Source organism: Ruegeria sp. I1 (assembly GCF_056532675.1).
On record NZ_JBQFNM010000005.1, the window covers coordinates 127,970 to 146,600 of the forward strand.

Consider the following 18,631-nt stretch of genomic DNA (forward strand, 5'->3'; position numbering starts at 1 on the left):
TGGTTAAGTGTACATGTCTTCAATCAGATGTGCGTGTTTCTTTTCCACGGCGCCGCGTTTCAGTTTCATCGTCGCGGTCAGTTCTTCATCTTCGGCGGTCAACAACACGTCGATCAGCCTGAAATCCTTGACCTGTTCGACGCGGGCGAAATCCGCGTTTACCGAAGCGACCTCGGCCCCGATCAGCTCTTTGATCTCAGGTGCTGCGCAAAGCGAGGCAAAATTCGAGAAAGGGATCTTTCGGTCCTGCGCGAATTTCTCGACATTCTCCTGATCGATCATGATGAGCGCTGTCAGAAACTTGCGCTGATCGCCAACAATCACGGCGTCCGAGACATAGTGGCTGAACTTCAGCCGGCTTTCGATCTCGGCAGGGGTGATGTTCTTGCCGCCTGCCGTGATGATGATGTCCTTCATTCGACCGGTGATCGAGACATAGCCATCCGCGTCAATCGTTCCGACATCGCCTGTGCGCAGCCATCCATCATCGGTGAAGCTTTCAGCCGTCTTGGCGTTGTTGCGCCAATAACCTTGAAAGATGTTCAGACCTTTGATCTGCAACTCACCTTCGTCCGAGACCCGGATATCGCAACCCTCTGCCGCGCGCCCGATGGTTCCGATACGGTTCTCATCGGTGGTGTTCAGTGATGCCAGACCTGCGGTTTCGGTCATGCCGAACCCTTCGACCAGCGGTACACCAATCGCCCAGTACCATTTCAACAGGTCAGGCGAGATTGGGGCCGCACCAGACCCGCCTCGGCGCATCTTGTCCATGCCCAGCATTCGCCGCAGGTTGCGCAGGACCAGATGATCCCAAACCCAGAATTGGGCGGCGATACCCGCCGGGACAGGCTGTCCTCTGCTCAGGTACTCAGCCCGCGCCAGACCGGCCTTAACTGCCAGACCAAATGCAACCCGCCCAAAGCGCGTTGCGTCCTGTGACATGATCTGAACCTGAGCATAGATCTTCTCCCACACGCGCGGCACAGCGGTGAAGGTGGTGGGCGAGACTTCTTGCAGGTTCGCAAACACCGTTTCCGGGCTTTCCGCGAAGTTCACCGTGCATTTGGAGGCCAAAGGAAAATAGACCGAGACATCGCGCTCCAGAATATGACATAGCGGCAGGAAGCAGAGCTGTTCGTCACTGGCCTTGGCAGGCAGGGCCCGCGCGCCACTTTCCATGGCGGCCAGAATGTTCTCATGGCTCAGCATCGCACCCTTGGGCTGGCCCGTTGTGCCCGATGTGTAGACCAGCAAGGCGGTGTCCGATGGTCGGGCTTGAGCGATTTCAGCTTTGAACCGGCCCGGGTCCTCTGCCTCGACCTGCTGACCAAGGGCATAGAGCTGATCGATCATCATGCAGCGCGGATGGTCGAGGTCATGCAAACCTTCATCTTCAAGGATGATCACCATTTGAAGGTCAGGAACCGCGTCTTCGACCTCAAGAAACTTGTCCAGTTGTTCTTCGTCTTCAACGATCAGAAAGCGGCTGGTGCTGTCGTTGATCAGATATTGCACCTGACTGGCCGCATCGGTCGTATAGATACCGGATGAAATCCCGCCGACACATTGAATGCCCATGTCGAACCAGGCCCATTCCTTGCGGTCCTCGGACAGGATCGAGACGACCTGACCGCGCTCAAGCCCTAACTTACGCAAGCCAAGCCCGATCCACTTGGCGTGCTGCCAATAGTCGGTCCATGAGTAGGATTTCCAGATACCCAGATCTTTTTCCCGATGGGCCGTCCGGTCGCCCAGATCGGCGCAACGGTTCTGGAACAGCTCCGAGATCGTGACAGCCCCGTCGACCCGCACGGGACGCTGCCCAGCGGTCGCGTTGAACCGGACACCGTTGATGTCGATCTGAGGGGGCAGAGGCGTGCTGTCCATCCGTGTCACCTCCACGTCTTTTTGCGTTTCCAGCGGCGGTTTTCCCGCGCACCTTCTTCCTGCACGCCCAGATAGAAGTTCTGGATGTCCTCGGATTGTAAAAGCTTGTCGGCAGCACCGTCCATGACGATCCGCCCAACCTCCATCACATAACCATGATGGGCCAATTCCAACGCGGCGTGAGCGTTCTGTTCGACCAGCATCATTGTCATCTTCTGCTCTTCGTTCAGACGTTTCAGAATGCCAAAGATTTCCTGAACCAACAGCGGCGACAAGCCGAGCGAAGGTTCGTCCAGCAGCATGATCTTGGGGCTGGCCATCAGCCCCCGGCCGATCGCCAGCATTTGCTGCTGCCCGCCTGACAGCGTCCCGGCCTCTTGTCCGCGACGGTCTTTCAGAACCGGGAAGTAGCTGAACACCATATCGCGGTCCTGTTCGATCTGGGCTTTGTTCTTGGCGGTGTAGGCCCCAAGGCTGAGGTTTTCATTGACGGTCAGCAGGGGAAACACTTCGCGTCCTTCGGGGACATGCACGATACCCTGTTGCACGACCTTATGAGGCTCAGATCCCTGAATGTCCTGCCCGTCGAAGGTGATTGTGCCTTTTTCCGGGTCCATGACGCCTGAAACCGTTTTCATCAGTGTGGTTTTGCCCGCGCCATTGGCCCCAAGGATCGAGACGATCTGACCGGGATACACATCGAGCGAGACACCGCGAATGGCCATGATCGGGCCATAAAAGCTTTCGATGTTGCGGATTTTCAGGATCGGCTCGCTCATGAGGCTTTACCCAGATAAGCCTCGACCACGGCATGGTGGGATTGTACCTCAGCCGGAGTGCCGAGGGCCAGTTTGGCACCGTCGGCCATAGCCAACACGCGATCAGATACGCCCGAAACCAACCCCATATCATGCTCGACCATCAAAACGGTGATCCCCATCTGACGCCGAATGTCATCGATCCACCAGCGCATATCGGTGGTCTCTTCGACCGACAGCCCCGAGGCTGGTTCGTCCAACAGCAGTAGCTTGGGATCGGTGGCCAGCGCACGGGCGACCTCGACCACTTTTCGAACCCCATAGGGCAGGCCCGAGATCATCTTGTCGCGGTAAGCCTGCAGATCGAGGAAATCGATGATCTGTTCGGCTTTCTCGCGGTTTTCCAGCTCTTGCCTGCTGGCAGAGGGCAGAAACAAAACCTCGGACAGAAGGTTGGTTTTGCGATGCCGGTGCCGACCGACCAGCAGGTTCTGCAACACCGTTGCATGTTCGAACAGTTCGATATTCTGGAACGTCCGTGCCACGCCAAATGCAGCCACGCCCGACGGTTTGACCCGCAACAGATCATGACCGTCAAACCGGATCGAGCCCGCGACAGGGTCGTAGAAGCGTGAAATCAGATTGAACACCGTCGATTTGCCCGCGCCGTTGGGACCGACGATGGCAAAAACCTCGCCTTCCTCAACCTCGAAGGACAAATTATCAACCGCGGTGACACCGCCGAATTTCAGGGTGACGTTTTCAAACTCAAGCAGGCTCATCTCAGACGCTCCGTCTTGAGATAGGATTTCTGCCGTTTGAACATGTCCTTGCGGTAGAAGGGGAACAACTCGAACCATGTACGGATTTTCAGCCAGCGGCCATACATGCCCAAGGGTTCGAACAGGATGAAGGCGATCAGGATCATGCCGAAGATGCCGAACTCCAGCCCCGGAATGGCGACTGTGCTACCGCCAATGATCGCGCCGACATATTCCTTCGAAATCGACAGGAATTGCGGCAGGAAGCCAATCACGATGGCCCCTAGAAACGCGCCGTGGATCGAGCCCAGCCCGCCGATCACGATCATCATCAGCAACTGAATCGAAATCAGGACAGAGAAGGTCTCGTTGTTAAACGCCCCGGAGAACATGCCCATCAGCGCACCCGCCCAGCCGGTCACAGCGCAAGATAGCGCGAAAGAGATCATCTTAGTGCGCGCGATATCAACGCCCATGGCTTGCGCGGAGACCTCTGAATCCCGCACCGCGATGAAGCTGCGCCCCAAAGGCGCGCGCAGCAGGTTGATATAACCCAGCGTGACCAGAACAGCGACACAAAGCACCAGCCAGAAGAACGGGGCAGGGGTGCCCCAACGATCCACGCTCAGCCCGAAGATATCGACACCGCCGATGAACTTGCCCGCCACGCCGCCGGTAAGGGGCTCGCTTAGAACAATCACGTCATCCATCAGGATCGACAGCGCCATGGTGAAGATCGCCAGATAGATGCCATGCAGCCGCAGGGCAGGGATGGCGACGGTGACTCCGGCGATTCCGGTCAATATGCCCGCCAGCGGGAAGGCGATCAGAAAGGGCACCCCCGCTTCGATCAGGATCACGTTGGCATAGCAGCCAAACGCTAGAAACGCAGCGTGGCCCAGGCTGACCTGACCGGTGTGGCCGGTCAGGATCATCAGGCCCAAACCAGCGATGGCCCAGATCAGAACATTGGTCAACTCACCAAGATAGAAGTCGTCTAGCCACCACGGGGCCGCTGCGACGACAACAAGCAAGATCAGATAGAGGCTCAGCTGATAGTTGTCTTTCCAAGGGCGGATATCCTGCATGTAATCGGTTTTGAAAACGATACGCATGGCTCAGACTTTCTTGACCCGAACCTGGCTAAACAGGCCATTGGGTCGGAAAATCAGCACGGCCAGCAGCAGCGCATAGGGGGCGACCTGGCTGTATCCGGCGGCGATATAGCGGCTGGCAAAGGGCTCTATCACGCCTACGATCAACCCGCCCGCAAGAGCGCCGGGCAGGCTGCCGAACCCGCCGATCACAGCTGCGGCGAAGGCTTTGATCCCCAACAGGCCGGTGGTTGGGTCCACCGACCCCTTGGCCGCAAAGAGAATGCCTGCGATCCCAGCGACAACCCCGGCAAGTGCCCAGATGAAGCCCTGCACGCGCTTAACCGGAACGCCCATATAGTAGGCCGCCAACTGGTTCTGCGAGGCCCCTTGCATCGCCAACCCAAGCTTGGTTTTGCTGAAAAACACGTAAAGCCCCCAGGTCAGCAGGATGGTCACGACGATGACGGCCACATCCTCCATCCCCAGAACAAGCCCGCCAAATCGGACTTCTTTGCCTGCCAGCGGGTTTTGCAGGGTATGAGGTTCATGCCCCCAGATCAAACCAGCCACAAAGCGGATCACAAAACCCAAAGCAATGGTCAGGATCACAACGGCGGTCTGGCTTTCCCCAAACATGCGGCGGATGATCAGCCGATCCAGCAGATACCCTAGCGCCCCCATGATCCCGAGTGAGATCGGCAGCGCCATCCAGAAGGGTAATCCCATATATTCGGTATTCGTCAGGCCAATGGTGACAAAGGCCCCCAGCATCATGAAATCGCCCTGGGCGAAGTTTACGGCTTCGGTCGCCTTGTAGATCAGAACAAAACCAAGCGCGATCAGGCCATACACACACCCGTTCGCCAGCCCGCTGATCAGCAGCTGCGCGTTATCCAAGCTTTCCTCCCCATGCTGGTGATCCAGCGTTTGTTCTACTATGGCGTGATAATCACCTTCCCGTCACTCTTTTTCAGCGCATCGGCCAGATTTGGGATCAGATTGCGGAGTGTAAGCCGTTCCGATACATCGGTTTTCCACCGCCCGTCGGCAAAGCGCGCTTGCACTTCAGCCACAACGCGCATTTGATCGGCGGGTGGCGTGGACATCATCCATTGGGTCAACCAGAACCCTTCGATCTGCTTGCCCATAAAGATCAGCTGGCCGGTTTGTGTCAGGGTAGGGGCTTCGCTGCCCAGCTTGCCATAACAGACCCAGCGCGCCCGGTTTGGCATCGCGCAGAAGATCTGTTCCGAGAGTTGATCCATCACCGCATCCAGGAACATGCGAGGTTTGAGTGTGGCGCTCAGTTCGGAGAATTTCTGCACAACATCTCCATCGGTGGTCACCAACACCTCAGTCGCGCCAAGGTCTTTGAGCATATCAACCGCCTCGGCCCGTCGGACCAGAGCAATGGGTTTCAAACCCAGATCGCGCCCCAGGCTGCACATCAGTTTGCCCAACTGGCTGGTCGCGGCCGAGAGGACAAAGGCGTCTCCTGCCTCTTTCGCCATGTCGACCATCGCCATCGCGGTCAGCGGATTGACGATTTGCGCCGCGCCGTCATCGTCCGAGATATCGGGGCGCAGCGGGATGCACATCTGCATCTGGGTCACGACATACTCGGCCCATGCACCTGAGCCTGCGGCGACAAATGCCACGCGCTGCCCTTGCAGGGCCTCGGCACCTTTGCCGCTGGCCACGACGTCTCCGCATCCTTCAAACCCGGCCGCAGCACCTTTGACCCGAGGCTGTCCATATTCGCCCTTTATGAAATGCAGATCAGACGGGTTCACCGATGCGGTGCGCAAGCGGATCAGAACCTGCCCAGGGCCGGGTTGGGGAACAGGCAGTTCCGCTTCGGCAAGCCAGTCACCAGCATTCTCGATCACCGGTCCGGTCATGGTGCCGGAATACCCATCATATTTGAGAATAGTCGCGAACATCGTTTTGGGAATTTCAGTCACAGATGCGCCCTCGGTTCAGCGCGCTTTCCAATGAGTTCCGAAATCAAATGACGACGAGGGAAAGCAACGCGGTTGGTTTGAAGACAAGCCAAACAAATGGGCGGTGCGGCGTCAATCGCGTGTCGCGCTGACGTAGCGGAATTGGCAATTTCTTACATAGAAGCAGGGCCCGCCCTTAGGGCTGGCCCAATATCTTTTATTGTTGAGTCAGCAGGTTGCGCAGGTCCTGGATCTTCTGCAGCAGGGTTTCTGGTGATGCTTTGATTTCGTCAAATATCTGGATCGCCTGCGTTTTTAGCTCTTGCGTCAGGTCGCTGTCCTGAACAGAAGCGACCATCGCGTCATAGTCGAATTCTCCGGCGGTCAGCAGCCCGTCCTGCAGCCAGGAATTGAACAACTCCTGCCCCTGATTGGCCAAGGCGGCCACTTGCTCGCCAGCTTGATCCGCGGCATCCGAAACCGATGAAGCGGCTTCGCTGGCCTGATCTGCAGCCGCGTCCAATGCGTCCGAGGCGGCATCCTGAGCGGTGTCTACGGCATCATTGACAGCCTCCTGCGCGTCAGTGACCACGTCATTTGCTGCGTCGCCAGCAGCATCAGCGGCATCATCCACAGCATCGGCAGTATCTTGCGCCGCGTCCTGCAATTGCTCACCTGGAGTTTGCTCTGCCTGGTTAAAATAGAAATAGCCGCCAGCGCCGATTGCAGCGATGACAATGGCCAGAATTAGTGTACGCGACATGTGGTTCTCCTTTGAAATATGTGTCGCCGAGATGGGGCAAAACTATCTGTTCTCAAAGGGGAATTCTTTGTGTTTTTCTGCAACTGCGAGATATGGGCCAAGCTACGCTGATCCCGCGCCACCCGCGTGGCAAGAACACGCCCAATGCGAGATGGGAATGGGTTTAACCATGGTTTTGTATTGAGAAGAACGATCGATTTTGCTGGGCAAAACAAGCTGGCGGAGAGACAGGGATTCGAACCCTGGGTGGGCTTGCACCCACAACGGTTTTCGAGACCGCCCCGTTCGACCACTCCGGCACCTCTCCGCGGGGGTCTGTGAGGGGGGGATTTAGTTAGGAACGGGCAGGGGTGCAAGCAGAAAATTCCGGATTTCGGCAAAGCCGCGTTTTTCCATTGCCTACAGGGGTAAAACACCTAGGCTCATCCATATGATACATCAACCACGCCGCTTCGCCATCGCCTTTTTCGCCCCGTTTGTCGCGCTGATCCTGTTGCCGTCGCTTGTTATTGCCGCCAATCGGGATCGGATTGAGGCGTTTCTGACCACAACCGGATTTGACGTTGCATTAGAAAGTATCGCTTTGGCATCCGGTTCAGCACCGCAAATGCTGGGGATTGATCCAGAAGGGTTCGGGTCTGATTGGACGCGCTTGACAGAAGAGGTGTTCGACACCGAGGGCATGCATGAAACTGCCGTTTCGATCCTGGAAGAGACGCTAAGCGACGATGCCCTGAACCACGCAGTCGATTTCTACGCATCAGATCTGGGTCAGCGTCTGGTCGAAGCTGAAAACGCCTCGCACATGGAAGAGGATGACGACGTCAAACAACAGCAAGGGCAGGAGATTTTTGCCGCGCTGGTGCAGGCTGGATCGCCGCGGGTAGAAAGCTACAAACGCATGAATGCGGCCATTGATGCCTCGGGCACGTCCTTGCGGGCGTTGCAGGAAATTCAGGTGAGGTTTTTGCTGGCTGCAAGCGCGTCCGGCGTGATCGAATTGCAGTTGAGCGCTGATGAGCTGAGGCAGATGTTGAAAAGCAACGAAGCCGGGATGCGACAATCCTTGCAGCTTTCTGGTTTGGCGGGGGCGGCCTATACCTATCAGGCGTTCTCGGACACCGAAGTTGACGATTATGTGGACGCTTTGGAACATCCGCTTATGCAGGAAGTCTATGAGCTGCTGAATGCCATTCAGTATGAAATCATGGCCATGCGCTTCGAAGTGCTAGCCGCCCGCATGGCTGAACTGCACCCCGCTCAGGATATCTGATGCGCCTACTGCCTTTGTTTTCAGCGCTATTTGTCGGGGCCTTGCCAGCGTTCGCCAGTGAGAAAGCCGAACAATTGGCCGAGGCCATGCGGCTTGACCAAGTGGCGCAAATTCTTGCGGAAGAGGGTGACATATATCGGCGCGAAGTGGATGAAACGCTGCTGGATAATGCGGGTGGAGATTTCTTCCAGGCTCAGGTGCAGGACATTTATGATCCGACCTGGATGCGCAACCAGATGCGTGACGCGTTTGCCGCCCAAATGTCAGACGCACAGATGGATCAGGCCATCGTCTTCTATAACAGCGATCTGGGTCAGACGGTCGTTTCGCTTGAAAACTCGGCGCGTCGCGCCTTTCTAACCCCCGAAATCGAGGAAATGGCGCGCGCGACATACAAGGACGCATTACCTGACTCGATGTTGGTCGAACTCGTGACAGAGTTCATTGGGGTCAATGATTTGGTCGAGCAGAATGTGCAGGGTACGCTGAGCGCCCAATATAACTTCTTCAAAGGGATGACACTAGGCCAGCCAGGCGACGACGCCGAATTGTTGGCGCAGCTTTTGGCCGAACAGGACGCCAAAACAGAAGACACCACCGAATGGCTCTATTCCTTTCTGCTAATGGCCTATGCACCGCTGGATGAGGCTGAGATGCGCGAATACATCGCCTTTTCCAGAACCAAGACCGGGCAGGCGCTGAATACCGCTTTGTTTGACGGGTTTGACCAGATGTTTAATACGATCTCGTTCCAGTTGGGCGAGGCTGTGGCACAGGTTTTGAACGGGTCCGATCTATGACACGCTTTGGTGTTGACTTTGCCCCCTAATCCATGGATAAGCGCGCAGCCCGGCCGGAATACCGCGCCGGGTATCGTTATTATGTGACCCTTGGACTTGCTTCAAAGGTCATTCATCACAGCCCGAAAAGGGCGCGCTGTTCGAGGTGGCGAAAGCCGACAACACCCATGCGGGGACCGCAGAACGCGATTTGGAAAAGGAAAGACGCATGTTTGCGGTCCTCAAGACTGGCGGCAAGCAGTACAAGGTTCAGGCGGGCGATGTGCTCCGCGTTGAAAAACTGGCTGCCGACGCAGGTGAAAAAGTTCAATTCAACGATGTTCTGATGCTGGGCGGCGACGCTCCGGTTGTTGGCGCGCCTTTCGTCGAAGGCGCGGGCGTACAGGCCGAAGTGATCGACCAGATCAAAGGTGACAAGGTCATCAAATTCGTCAAACGCCGTCGTAAGCACAGCTCGAAGCGTACCGTTGGCCACCGTCAGAAGCTGACACTGGTCAAAATCACCGACATCCTGTCGTCGGGTGCGGACAAGTCGGGCATCAAAGCGGCGACCGGTTCGGTTTCCGCAGCGGCTGTCGAAGCAGCTGCGCCGAAGAAAGCACCGGCCAAGAAAGCTGCTGCGAAAAAAGACGCGGCACCCAAGGCTGAAGCACCCGCTGTTGACGCTGGTGCAGACGATCTGAAGAAACTGTCCGGTGTTGGCCCCGCGCTTGAGAAGAAGCTTCTTGCAGCTGGCATCACCACCTTTGCCCAGATTGCGGCATGGACGGAAGAAGACGTTGCTGCTATGGACGAGAAACTGTCGTTCAAAGGTCGGATCGAGCGTGAAGGCTGGATCGAACAGGCCAAAGAACTGGCTAAAGGCTAAGGAGAGAGAGAATGGCACATAAAAAAGCTGGCGGTTCCTCCCGTAACGGTCGCGACTCAGCGGGTCGTCGCCTTGGCGTGAAACTCTATGGTGGCCAGGCCGCCATCGCAGGCAACATCATCGTGCGTCAGCGCGGCACCAAGTTCTGGCCGGGCGAAGGCGTAGGCATGGGCAAAGATCACACCATCTTTGCAACCACCGATGGCGCCGTGAAGTTCCACAAGGGACTTAAAAACCGCACCTTTATTTCGGTCCTGCCAGTGGCGGAGGCCGCAGAGTAAGCCGAGACCCAGAAGGTTAATAAAAAATTCACAGGGGACCGGCAGAAAGTGCCGGTCCCTTTTTCGTTTTAACCCAGTCGTGAACAAAACCCGATGACAGTCGCAACCACCAGTTTCCTCCTGTTCGCCGCCAGTCAGGTCGGCACGCCGGGACCAGCCAATATGGTCCTGCTGGGAACAGGTGCGCGCTATGGTTTTCGGGCGGCCTTACCATTTGTTGCAGGGGTCATCCTGGGCAAGCAGCTGATCATTTGGCCCGTTGGTTTTGGCCTGATGCAATTGGCGGATCGGGTGCCCATGGTGTTTGAGGTGCTCAAATACGCCTCGGCGGCCTATATCATCTGGCTCGCGTGGAAAATCGCCAATCTGCGCCTGTCGCGCGGTCAGGGCGATGTTGCGGTGCCGGGCTTTTGGTCAGGGCTGATCGTGCATCCGCTGAACCCCAAGGCCTGGGCCATGATCATCGCAGGCTTCACTGGTTTTGTCGCTGCGGGGACTTCGGCCTTTCAGGCGACTTTAACAATCGCACTTTGTTTATTGTTTTGTCAGGTAATTCTTCATCCGATCTGGACTTTTGCGGGCGATAGAATCGCCCATGCGGTTGAAGGACGACCTATGGAAAAATATCTGATGTGGACGTTAGCGAGTGTCACAGTTGCGTCCGTACTTTTCGTGTTGTTCGGAGGAGGAGCACAGACATGAAACTTGAGACGATAATCAACCAGCCGGTCATCGAAACCGAGCGGTTCGACCTGCGCCCACTGCGCCGTTCGGATATGGGTCTCATTGAACATTACGCAGGCGATGAGCGCGTGGCGCGCATGACCACAACGATTCCACATCCGCTGCCACCCGGTTCGACCGAGGCTTTTGTAACCCGTGCCATGGCGGATGAACGGGATGAGGACGTATGGGCGCTGGATGCCACCAAGGATGGCGGGCCGGAATTGATCGGCCTGATCTCGCTACAGCGGTTGGATCGTAACCAGGCCGAAATCGGCTATTGGGTCGCACCGGTTTACTGGAACACCGGCATCGCCTCATTGGCGGTAGAGGCTTTGGTTCTGGCCAACCCCCTACAGCATTCCAGCATGTTCGCCAGTGTGTTTCAGGACAATCCAGCCTCGGCGCGAGTGCTGACGCATTGCGGGTTTGAATATCTTGGCGATGCCGAGACCTATTCGGTTGCGCGCGACGCAAATGTGCCCACCTGGACATATAGCAAAAAACTCTGACTTGTGGCCGATGGGGCCTTTGCAGTAGGGGACAGTTATGAAATTTCTCGATCTTGCAAAGGTCTACATCCGGTCCGGGGCCGGAGGTAGCGGCTGCGTCAGCTTTCGACGCGAAAAATACATCGAATATGGCGGCCCTGATGGCGGGGACGGCGGCAAAGGTGGTACAGTTTGGGCCGAAGTTGTCGATGGGCTGAACACCTTGATCGACTTTCGCTATCAGCAGCATTTCTTTGCCAAGAACGGACAGCCTGGTCGCGGCCAGCAGCGCACTGGCAAGGATGGTGATGACATCATCCTGCGTGTGCCGGTCGGGACCGAGATCCTGGATGAGGACGAAGAAACCGTGATCTGCGACCTGACAGAGGTCGGGCAGCGGTTTTCGCTGGCCAAGGGCGGCAATGGCGGATTCGGCAACCTGCACTTCAAATCGGCGACCAATCAGGCGCCACGCCGCGCCAATCCGGGGCAGGCAGGGATCGACCGCACGATTTGGCTGCGGCTGAAACTGATCGCGGATGTGGGCCTGCTGGGCATGCCGAATGCGGGCAAGTCGACCTTTCTGGCCGCCACATCAAATGCGCGACCCAAGATCGCTGATTATCCGTTTACGACCTTGCATCCCAATCTGGGCGTTGTCGGCGTCGACAATGTTGAGTTCGTGGTGGCCGATATTCCCGGTCTGATCGAAGGTGCGCACGAAGGGCGCGGGATTGGCGACCGGTTTCTGGGACATGTGGAACGCTGCGCTGTGCTCCTGCATCTGGTCGATGGCACCTCAGAAACTGTGGCCGAAGACTATCGCACCATCATCCATGAACTCGAAGCCTATGGCGGTGAACTGGCTGATAAGCCACGCATTACCGTGCTAAACAAGGTGGATGCGTTGGATGAAGAAGAACGCGACCTCACCAAGGCCGAATTGGAAGAGGCGGTTGGCGGCCCTGTCATGACCATGTCAGGCGTTGCCCATCTGGGCGTGACCGAGGTGTTGCGTGCGCTGCGGGCCGAGATCGATGAAAACCGGCTGCGCCAGAAACCCGCGGAGGAGGCCCAATCGTGGCAACCCTGACCGCAGCCCGTCGTTTGGTGGTCAAGATCGGGTCGGCCTTGTTGGTGGACCGGCATTCCGGCGTGCTGCGTTCGGACTGGTTGAAATCGCTTGCACAGGATGTGGCCTGGCTGAAGGGGCAGGGGGCTGATGTCATTCTAGTATCCTCGGGCTCAATCGCCTTGGGCCGTGGCGTTTTGGGCCTGCCCACCGCGACACTGCCATTGGAGCAATCTCAGGCCGCCGCAGCAGTGGGTCAAATCCGGCTGGCCCGCGCCTATGAAGAAGCGCTGACCCCGCATGAGATCACTACGGCGCAGGTTCTGGTCACTTTGGAAGACAGTGAAGACAGGCGCCGCTATTTGAATTCGCGCGCGACCCTGGAAACCCTGTTGGGGCTTGGCGTTGTTCCGATCGTCAATGAAAACGACACCGTGGCAACTGATGAAATCCGCTATGGCGACAATGACCGTCTGGCCGCACAGATCGCGGTGACGGTTGGCGCGGATCAATTGATCCTGCTTTCAGACGTAGATGGGTTCTACTCGGGCAATCCGAACGAAGATGCCTCGGCCACGCGCTATGACACCATCGACACCATCACCCCCGAAATTGAGGCGATGGCCGGCGATGCCGGGTCTGGCCTGTCAAAAGGCGGGATGAAGACCAAATTGTTGGCGGCCAAGATGGCAACGGCCGCTGGATGCGATATGGCGATTACTGAAGGATCACCTCTTAACCCTCTGCAATCGCTTGAGAATGGCGCCAACTGCACATGGTTTACGGCCAAGCTGGATCCCCACGCGGCGCGTAAGCGGTGGATTTCAGCAATGAAACCTCGGGGCGAGATCACCGTGGATGAGGGCGCGGCCAAGGCTCTTGCAAACGGCAACAGCTTGCTGCCTGCTGGAATTACCGAAGTGACCGGGGATTTCGGGCGCGGCGACCCGGTCGCGGTGCTTGATCCGCAAGCGCGGCGGTTGGCTCAGGGCATCAGTCGCTACACGGCGCAAGAAGCGGATGCGATCAAAGGGCGGAAATCGTCGGAGATTGAGGCCACGCTGGGTTATCCCGGCCGCGCGGCGCTGATCCACAGGGATGATTTGGCGCTTTAACGGCGCAGAAAGGGGCACAAGATGAAAGATCTCGACAATATTCCGGCCTTGATGACCGATCTTGGAAAGCGCGCTAAAGATGCGGCGCGCGAGCTCGCCTTTGCCAGCGCCGAACGCAAGCATGCAGCCCTGATTGCCGCCGCCGATGCGGTTTGGAGGAACCGCGCCGGGATCATAGAAGCCAACAAAAAGGACCTGGAATTCGGTCGCAACAAGGGCCTGAGCCCTGCAATGATGGACCGCCTGATGCTGGACGAGACCCGAATTCAGGGCATGGTCGATGGGCTACGCACTGTTGCCGAACAGACTGACCCTGTGGGTGAGGTGATCACCGAATGGGATATGCCCTCGGGCCTGCATATTCAGCGGGTGCGGACGCCCCTGGGTGTGATCGGTGTGATCTATGAAAGCCGTCCCAATGTCACCGCCGACGCGGGCGCGCTTTGCCTGAAATCCGGCAACGCGGTGATCTTGCGGGGCGGGTCCGAAGGCTTTCATTCGTCCACAGCCATCCATGCCTGTCTGGTCGAAGGTCTGAAAGCGGCAAACCTGCCCGAAGATTCCATTCAACTGGTACCGACCCGTGACCGTGCCGCGGTTCAGGAGTTGCTGACCATGACTGATTACGTGGACGTTATCGTACCTCGCGGAGGCAAAGGGCTGGTCGGGTTGGTGCAACGTGAGGCGCGCGTGCCTGTCTTTGCGCATCTCGAAGGCATTGTTCACATCTATGTCGACAAAGCCGCTGATCCGCAGAAGACGCTTGAGGTGGTGCTGAACGCCAAAACCCGACGCACAGGTATCTGCGGTGCGGCAGAATGCCTTTTGATCCATCAGGATATTGCCGAAACGCTGGGGCGTGATCTGATCGCTGCTCTGACCGCCGCAGGCGTCGAAGTCCATGCCGAGGGCGCTTTGGCCGTTGATGGCACGCTTCGAGCAACAGCCGATGATTGGGGCAAAGAGTTTCTGGACAGCATCATTGCGGCCAAACCCGTGGCCGATATTGACGCCGCCATCGCGCATATCCAGCAGTATGGATCGAACCACACCGATTGCATCATGACCGAAGATGATCAGGCGGCATCGCGTTTCTTTGAACGGCTCGACAGCGCGATCCTGATGCACAACGCCTCAACCCAGTTTGCCGATGGCGGTGAGTTTGGGATGGGCGCAGAGATTGGGATCGCAACCGGCAAGATGCATGCACGCGGACCGGTGGGTGCGGCGCAGCTGACCAGTTTTCAATATCTGGTGCGTGGCAACGGTACGATCCGGGCCTAGAATTTCAACGCTACGCGGGTCGAACTGGTTTCGACCGAGATCCGCCGTCCCATCGCGGCGGCCGCGTCAGGCAACAGTGCAAACTGCACCTGTGCAGGTGTGATCTTGCCCGAGGGGCGCCCGGTGGCAACACTTTTCCACAAGTCGCTGTCAACATTCAGTTTATCAGCGGTTCCGACAACCTGACAGCCCGAGCCATTGGTTGAGATTTCAACTTCACCCCCCAAAGGCATCGCGCTTTCGCAGCACATCAGTGCCAGAAAGGCCAGCTTAACCTGATTGCGCGGTATAGGTTCAGTCAGGTTCCACCTGACCCGAACGCGCCCGGCGCGCTCGATATCGTTCAGCAGCTCTGCTATTTCGGTCTTGCCCAAGGGCTGATCGCTGGCCGCACCAAAGGCCACGCGAAAAAACCGGATGCGCGCACCAGCGCTGCCGACACTGCCCGAGATCAATTCCATCTCGGGGCCTTGAACCGCGCCCACCATCTCGAGCAGTTCCAACCCGTTGGTGATTGCCCCGATCGGGCTGATCAGATCGTGACAGATCCGCGATCCGATCAATTCGGCCAGGTTGACGTCTGATGCGCCCATGCGTACCTCCTGCTGTATCTGCCGCAGGATACAAGGGACCCGCATGACAGACATGAATGCTATTCTTGCACCGGGCATGTTTGTTCGCCACCCGGATTTCCCCGAATGGGGTGTTGGACAGGTACAGTCCAACATCGCAGGCAAGATCACCGTAAACTTCCGCGAGCAGGGGAAAGTGGTAATCAATGGAACGCGCATCGCCCTGATGCCCGTCTTTGATCCGTGAAACTGGTTTAGGAAAGGTTAACAACCCTGACCAAAGGCGCAACAGTTGCGCCTGGTCGAAAGACTGCGGTATCAGCCCCTAAACGAGAACGGATCACCTTATGCCGGATACTGGCCCCACCTTTACAGTAAAGCTCGCCGAGACCGAGGCTGAGCTGCGCGCCGCACAAAAGCTGCGCTACGACGTCTTTGTGCGCGAATTGGGCGGTGGCGGAGAACTGGTCGATCACGAAGCGGGATTAGAGAAAGACAGGTTCGATCCCTATTTCGATCATATGCTGGCCTATGACGATGGTACCGGGGAAATTATCGGCGTTTACAGGATGTTGCCTGGGGAACGTGCGGTAGATATCGGGCAGTTTTATTCCGAGGATGAATATGACCTGAGCGTGCTCAAAGACAGCGGGCGCAGGTTGTTGGAACTGGGCCGATCCTGCCTGCACAAAGACTATCGCGGCGGCTCGGCGATGTATCATCTTTGGAACGGGCTGGCCGTATATGTCGCCGAGCGCCGGATTGAGGTTCTGTTTGGTGTGGCCAGCTTTCACGGCACGGATGTGGCCGCCTTGGCCCAACCCTTGGCGATGCTGCATCACAACCATCTTGCGCCGCCTGATCTGCGCGTGCGGGCGCAGGCGGATGTGTTCCAATCCATGGATCTTGTCGCGCCTCAGGATTTGGATCGCCGCGCCGCAATGGTTCAGGTGCCCGCGCTGATCAAAGCCTATCTGCGGTTGGGCGGTTTTGTGGGCGAGGGGGCTTTTGTTGACCACAACTTCAACACGACAGATGTTTGCCTGGTCCTCGACACCGCGCGCATGAATGAACGCCAAAGGCGCATCTATGGTGGAGCGTAACGCGGTGAGCGATCCCCTTTGGAACAGCGAAGACGCCCCGGACCCGATTGAGTTGGGGCCGGTTGGCTGGGTTCTGGTCCTGCTTCGCGGCGTGCCTTTGGCCATTCTGGTCTTTGGCGGGCTGATCATCTTGCTGCTGGTGCGCCTTGTTGAACGGCCCCTCTATGGCCTGCACCGCCCGGTCACGCCGTACATCACCCAATTTGTCTGTCGCAACGCCTTTCGCATTCTTGGAATTACGTTCACGACATCGGGTGAGTTGATGCGGCATTGTGGGGCTGTTGTGGCCAACCATACTTCGTGGCTGGATATTTTTGCCCTGAATGCGCGCAAGCGGATTTATTTTGTCTCAAAAGCCGAAGTGGCGCGCTGGCCCGGCATTGGCTGGCTGGCGCGTGCGACGGGCACGGTCTTTATTGAGCGGAACCCCAAAAAAGCTAAGGAACAGACCAAGATATTCGAAGATCGGCTGAAAGCCGGACACAAGTTGTTGTTTTTTCCAGAAGGCACCTCGACCGACGGGTTGCGGGTTTTGCCATTTAAAACAACGCTTTTCGCCGCGTTCTTTACAGAAGAGTTGCGCGATTTCATGTATGTACAGCCCGTTACAGCGGTGTTCCACGCGCCAGATGGACAACCAGCCCGCTTTTATGGCTGGTGGGGAGATATGGAGTTCGGTCCACATCTGCTCAAGACATTGGGTGCGCGGCGACAGGGAGCGGTCGAGTTGATTTACCACGCACCAGCCAAGGTCAGCGACTTTGAAAACCGCAAAGCACTAGCGGCCTGGTGCGAGCAAGCCGTTCGTCACGCACACAGCTTGGCGCGGCTTGAAAAATAAGGGCATTTGACCCTTGCACTACCCCAAAACCTGCCGTATACGCGCGCCATTCAAACCCGCAGGCGGGGTTTGGGCTTTGTAGGGGAGACATCCCTATCTGGCCCGCCGGTTGGAGCATCCGCTTCTTTCACCCCCGCCGAGGCGTAAACCGGAAAAGGAAAATAGCATGGCTCTTCCCGAGTTCACCATGCGTCAGCTGCTGGAAGCTGGCGTTCACTTTGGTCACCAGACACAGCGTTGGAATCCCCGCATGGGCCCGTTCATCTACGGCTCGCGCAATGGCATCCACATCATGGACCTGACCCAGACCGTTCCGATGCTGGATCAGGCGCTGCAGGCTGTTCGTGACACCGTTGCAAAAGGCGGTCGCGTCCTGTTCGTTGGCACTAAGCGCCAGGCGGCTCAACCGATCGCTGAAGCAGCCGAAAAGTCGGCTCAGTATTTCATGAACCACCGCTGGCTGGGCGGCACGCTGACCAACTGGAAAACCGTTTCGCAGTCGATCAACCGTCTGAACCAGATCGACGAAGCCATGGAATCGGGCGCCGAAGGCCTGACCAAGAAAGAGCGTCTCGGCATGGAACGTGACCAGACCAAGCTGCAAGCTTCGCTGGGCGGTATCCGTGAGATGGGTGGCGTCCCCGATCTGCTGTTCGTCATCGACGTCAAGAAAGAAGCGCTGGCCATCGCCGAAGCCAACAAACTGGGCATCCCGGTTGTGGCTGTTGTTGATACCAACTGCTCGCCTGACGGTGTGGATTACATCATCCCTGGCAACGACGACGCAGCGCGCGCCATCGCTCTGTACTGCGATCTGGCCGCACGTGCCGCTCTGGACGGTATGACCGCTCAGATGGGTGCAGCAGGCGTTGACCTGGGTGCGTTCGAAGAAGCTCCGGTTGAAGAAGCCGTTGCCGAAGAAGCGCCCGCAGAAGAAGCCGCGCCGGAAGCCAAAGCCGAAGCGTAAGCTGCCCGTCACGTAAATGACATATGGGG

21 protein-coding genes and 1 tRNA gene are annotated in these 18,631 nt (G+C 57.5%); 13 read left to right on the plus strand and 9 right to left on the minus strand.

The window, feature by feature from the left end; all coding sequences use genetic code 11:
* Positions 1-3: 3 nt before the first annotated feature.
* The 8 genes from ACR0DH_RS11215 to ACR0DH_RS11250 form a co-directional block, all read right to left on the minus strand.
* Positions 4-1,890, minus strand: a complete 1,887-nt coding sequence (locus tag ACR0DH_RS11215; protein ID WP_480549256.1) for an AMP-dependent synthetase/ligase — start codon at positions 1,888-1,890, stop codon at positions 4-6.
* A gap of 5 nt (positions 1,891-1,895) precedes the next feature.
* Positions 1,896-2,669, minus strand: a complete 774-nt coding sequence (locus tag ACR0DH_RS11220; protein WP_480549254.1) for an ABC transporter ATP-binding protein — start codon at positions 2,667-2,669, stop codon at positions 1,896-1,898.
* The gene (locus tag ACR0DH_RS11225) at positions 2,666-3,430 is read right to left on the minus strand and encodes an ABC transporter ATP-binding protein (protein WP_480549252.1); all 765 of its coding nucleotides are present in this window, start codon (positions 3,428-3,430) and stop codon (positions 2,666-2,668) included. Before ACR0DH_RS11225 ends, ACR0DH_RS11220 begins: the two co-directional genes overlap by 4 nt.
* The gene (locus ACR0DH_RS11230) at positions 3,427-4,524 is read right to left on the minus strand and encodes a branched-chain amino acid ABC transporter permease (RefSeq protein ID WP_480549250.1); all 1,098 of its coding nucleotides are present in this window, start codon (positions 4,522-4,524) and stop codon (positions 3,427-3,429) included. The genes ACR0DH_RS11225 and ACR0DH_RS11230 overlap by 4 nt, the downstream gene beginning before the upstream one ends.
* Before the next feature lie 3 nt (positions 4,525-4,527).
* Positions 4,528-5,403, minus strand: a complete 876-nt coding sequence (locus ACR0DH_RS11235) for a branched-chain amino acid ABC transporter permease (protein ID WP_480549248.1) — start codon at positions 5,401-5,403, stop codon at positions 4,528-4,530.
* 38 nt (positions 5,404-5,441) lie between these two features.
* The gene (locus tag ACR0DH_RS11240) at positions 5,442-6,470 is read right to left on the minus strand and encodes an alcohol dehydrogenase catalytic domain-containing protein (RefSeq protein WP_480549246.1); all 1,029 of its coding nucleotides are present in this window, start codon (positions 6,468-6,470) and stop codon (positions 5,442-5,444) included.
* A 196-nt stretch (positions 6,471-6,666) separates the two neighbouring features.
* Positions 6,667-7,212 (minus strand): hypothetical protein, encoded by a 546-nt coding sequence (locus ACR0DH_RS11245; protein ID WP_480549244.1) that lies wholly within the window; start codon positions 7,210-7,212, stop codon positions 6,667-6,669.
* A 217-nt stretch (positions 7,213-7,429) separates the two neighbouring features.
* Positions 7,430-7,519: transfer RNA gene (locus ACR0DH_RS11250), tRNA-Ser, on the minus strand.
* A 123-nt stretch (positions 7,520-7,642) separates the two neighbouring features.
* Between ACR0DH_RS11250 and ACR0DH_RS11255 the strand changes: the two genes are divergently transcribed.
* The 9 genes from ACR0DH_RS11255 (at position 7,643) to ACR0DH_RS11295 (ending at position 15,119) form a co-directional block, all read left to right on the plus strand.
* Positions 7,643-8,485, plus strand: a complete 843-nt coding sequence (locus tag ACR0DH_RS11255) for a DUF2059 domain-containing protein (RefSeq protein ID WP_480549242.1) — start codon at positions 7,643-7,645, stop codon at positions 8,483-8,485.
* Entirely contained in the window at positions 8,485-9,285 is an 801-nt protein-coding gene (locus tag ACR0DH_RS11260; protein ID WP_480549240.1) for a DUF2059 domain-containing protein, read from the plus strand. The genes ACR0DH_RS11255 and ACR0DH_RS11260 overlap by 1 nt, the downstream gene beginning before the upstream one ends.
* Before the next feature lie 208 nt (positions 9,286-9,493).
* Entirely contained in the window at positions 9,494-10,153 is a 660-nt protein-coding gene (locus ACR0DH_RS11265) for a 50S ribosomal protein L21 (protein WP_480549238.1), read from the plus strand.
* 11 nt (positions 10,154-10,164) lie between these two features.
* A complete protein-coding gene (gene rpmA, locus ACR0DH_RS11270; protein WP_039535512.1) occupies positions 10,165-10,434 on the plus strand; it encodes a 50S ribosomal protein L27 in 270 nt (89 codons plus the stop codon).
* A gap of 93 nt (positions 10,435-10,527) precedes the next feature.
* Complete coding sequence (locus tag ACR0DH_RS11275) at positions 10,528-11,136, plus strand: LysE family translocator (protein WP_480541499.1); 609 nt, start codon at positions 10,528-10,530, stop codon at positions 11,134-11,136.
* Entirely contained in the window at positions 11,133-11,669 is a 537-nt protein-coding gene (locus ACR0DH_RS11280; protein ID WP_480541497.1) for a GNAT family N-acetyltransferase, read from the plus strand. The genes ACR0DH_RS11275 and ACR0DH_RS11280 overlap by 4 nt, the downstream gene beginning before the upstream one ends.
* 37 nt (positions 11,670-11,706) lie before the next feature.
* Positions 11,707-12,741, plus strand: coding sequence for a GTPase ObgE (gene obgE / locus ACR0DH_RS11285; RefSeq protein ID WP_480541495.1), 1,035 nt, complete (start codon positions 11,707-11,709; stop codon positions 12,739-12,741).
* The gene (gene proB, locus ACR0DH_RS11290) at positions 12,729-13,835 is read left to right on the plus strand and encodes a glutamate 5-kinase (protein WP_480549235.1); all 1,107 of its coding nucleotides are present in this window, start codon (positions 12,729-12,731) and stop codon (positions 13,833-13,835) included. The genes obgE and proB overlap by 13 nt, the downstream gene beginning before the upstream one ends.
* Positions 13,836-13,856: 21 nt before the next feature.
* A complete protein-coding gene (locus ACR0DH_RS11295) occupies positions 13,857-15,119 on the plus strand; it encodes a glutamate-5-semialdehyde dehydrogenase (RefSeq protein ID WP_480549233.1) in 1,263 nt (420 codons plus the stop codon).
* Here ACR0DH_RS11295 and ACR0DH_RS11300 read toward each other — a convergent pair.
* Entirely contained in the window at positions 15,116-15,712 is a 597-nt protein-coding gene (locus ACR0DH_RS11300; RefSeq protein ID WP_480549231.1) for a histidine phosphotransferase family protein, read from the minus strand. The genes ACR0DH_RS11295 and ACR0DH_RS11300 overlap by 4 nt on opposite strands.
* 43 nt (positions 15,713-15,755) lie before the next feature.
* Here ACR0DH_RS11300 and ACR0DH_RS11305 point away from each other — a divergent pair, with 43 nt between their 5' ends.
* The 4 genes from ACR0DH_RS11305 (at position 15,756) to rpsB (ending at position 18,602) form a co-directional block, all read left to right on the plus strand.
* The gene (locus ACR0DH_RS11305) at positions 15,756-15,938 is read left to right on the plus strand and encodes a DUF3553 domain-containing protein (RefSeq protein WP_480541487.1); all 183 of its coding nucleotides are present in this window, start codon (positions 15,756-15,758) and stop codon (positions 15,936-15,938) included.
* A gap of 100 nt (positions 15,939-16,038) precedes the next feature.
* Positions 16,039-16,794 carry an L-ornithine N(alpha)-acyltransferase gene (gene olsB, locus ACR0DH_RS11310; RefSeq protein ID WP_480549229.1) on the plus strand — a complete coding sequence of 252 codons (756 nt, stop codon included), beginning with the start codon at positions 16,039-16,041 and terminating at the stop codon, positions 16,792-16,794.
* Positions 16,781-17,635 (plus strand): lyso-ornithine lipid O-acyltransferase, encoded by an 855-nt coding sequence (olsA, locus tag ACR0DH_RS11315; protein ID WP_480549227.1) that lies wholly within the window; start codon positions 16,781-16,783, stop codon positions 17,633-17,635. Before olsB ends, olsA begins: the two co-directional genes overlap by 14 nt.
* 166 nt (positions 17,636-17,801) lie before the next feature.
* Entirely contained in the window at positions 17,802-18,602 is an 801-nt protein-coding gene (rpsB, locus tag ACR0DH_RS11320; RefSeq protein WP_480549226.1) for a 30S ribosomal protein S2, read from the plus strand.
* Positions 18,603-18,631: the final 29 nt, after the last annotated feature.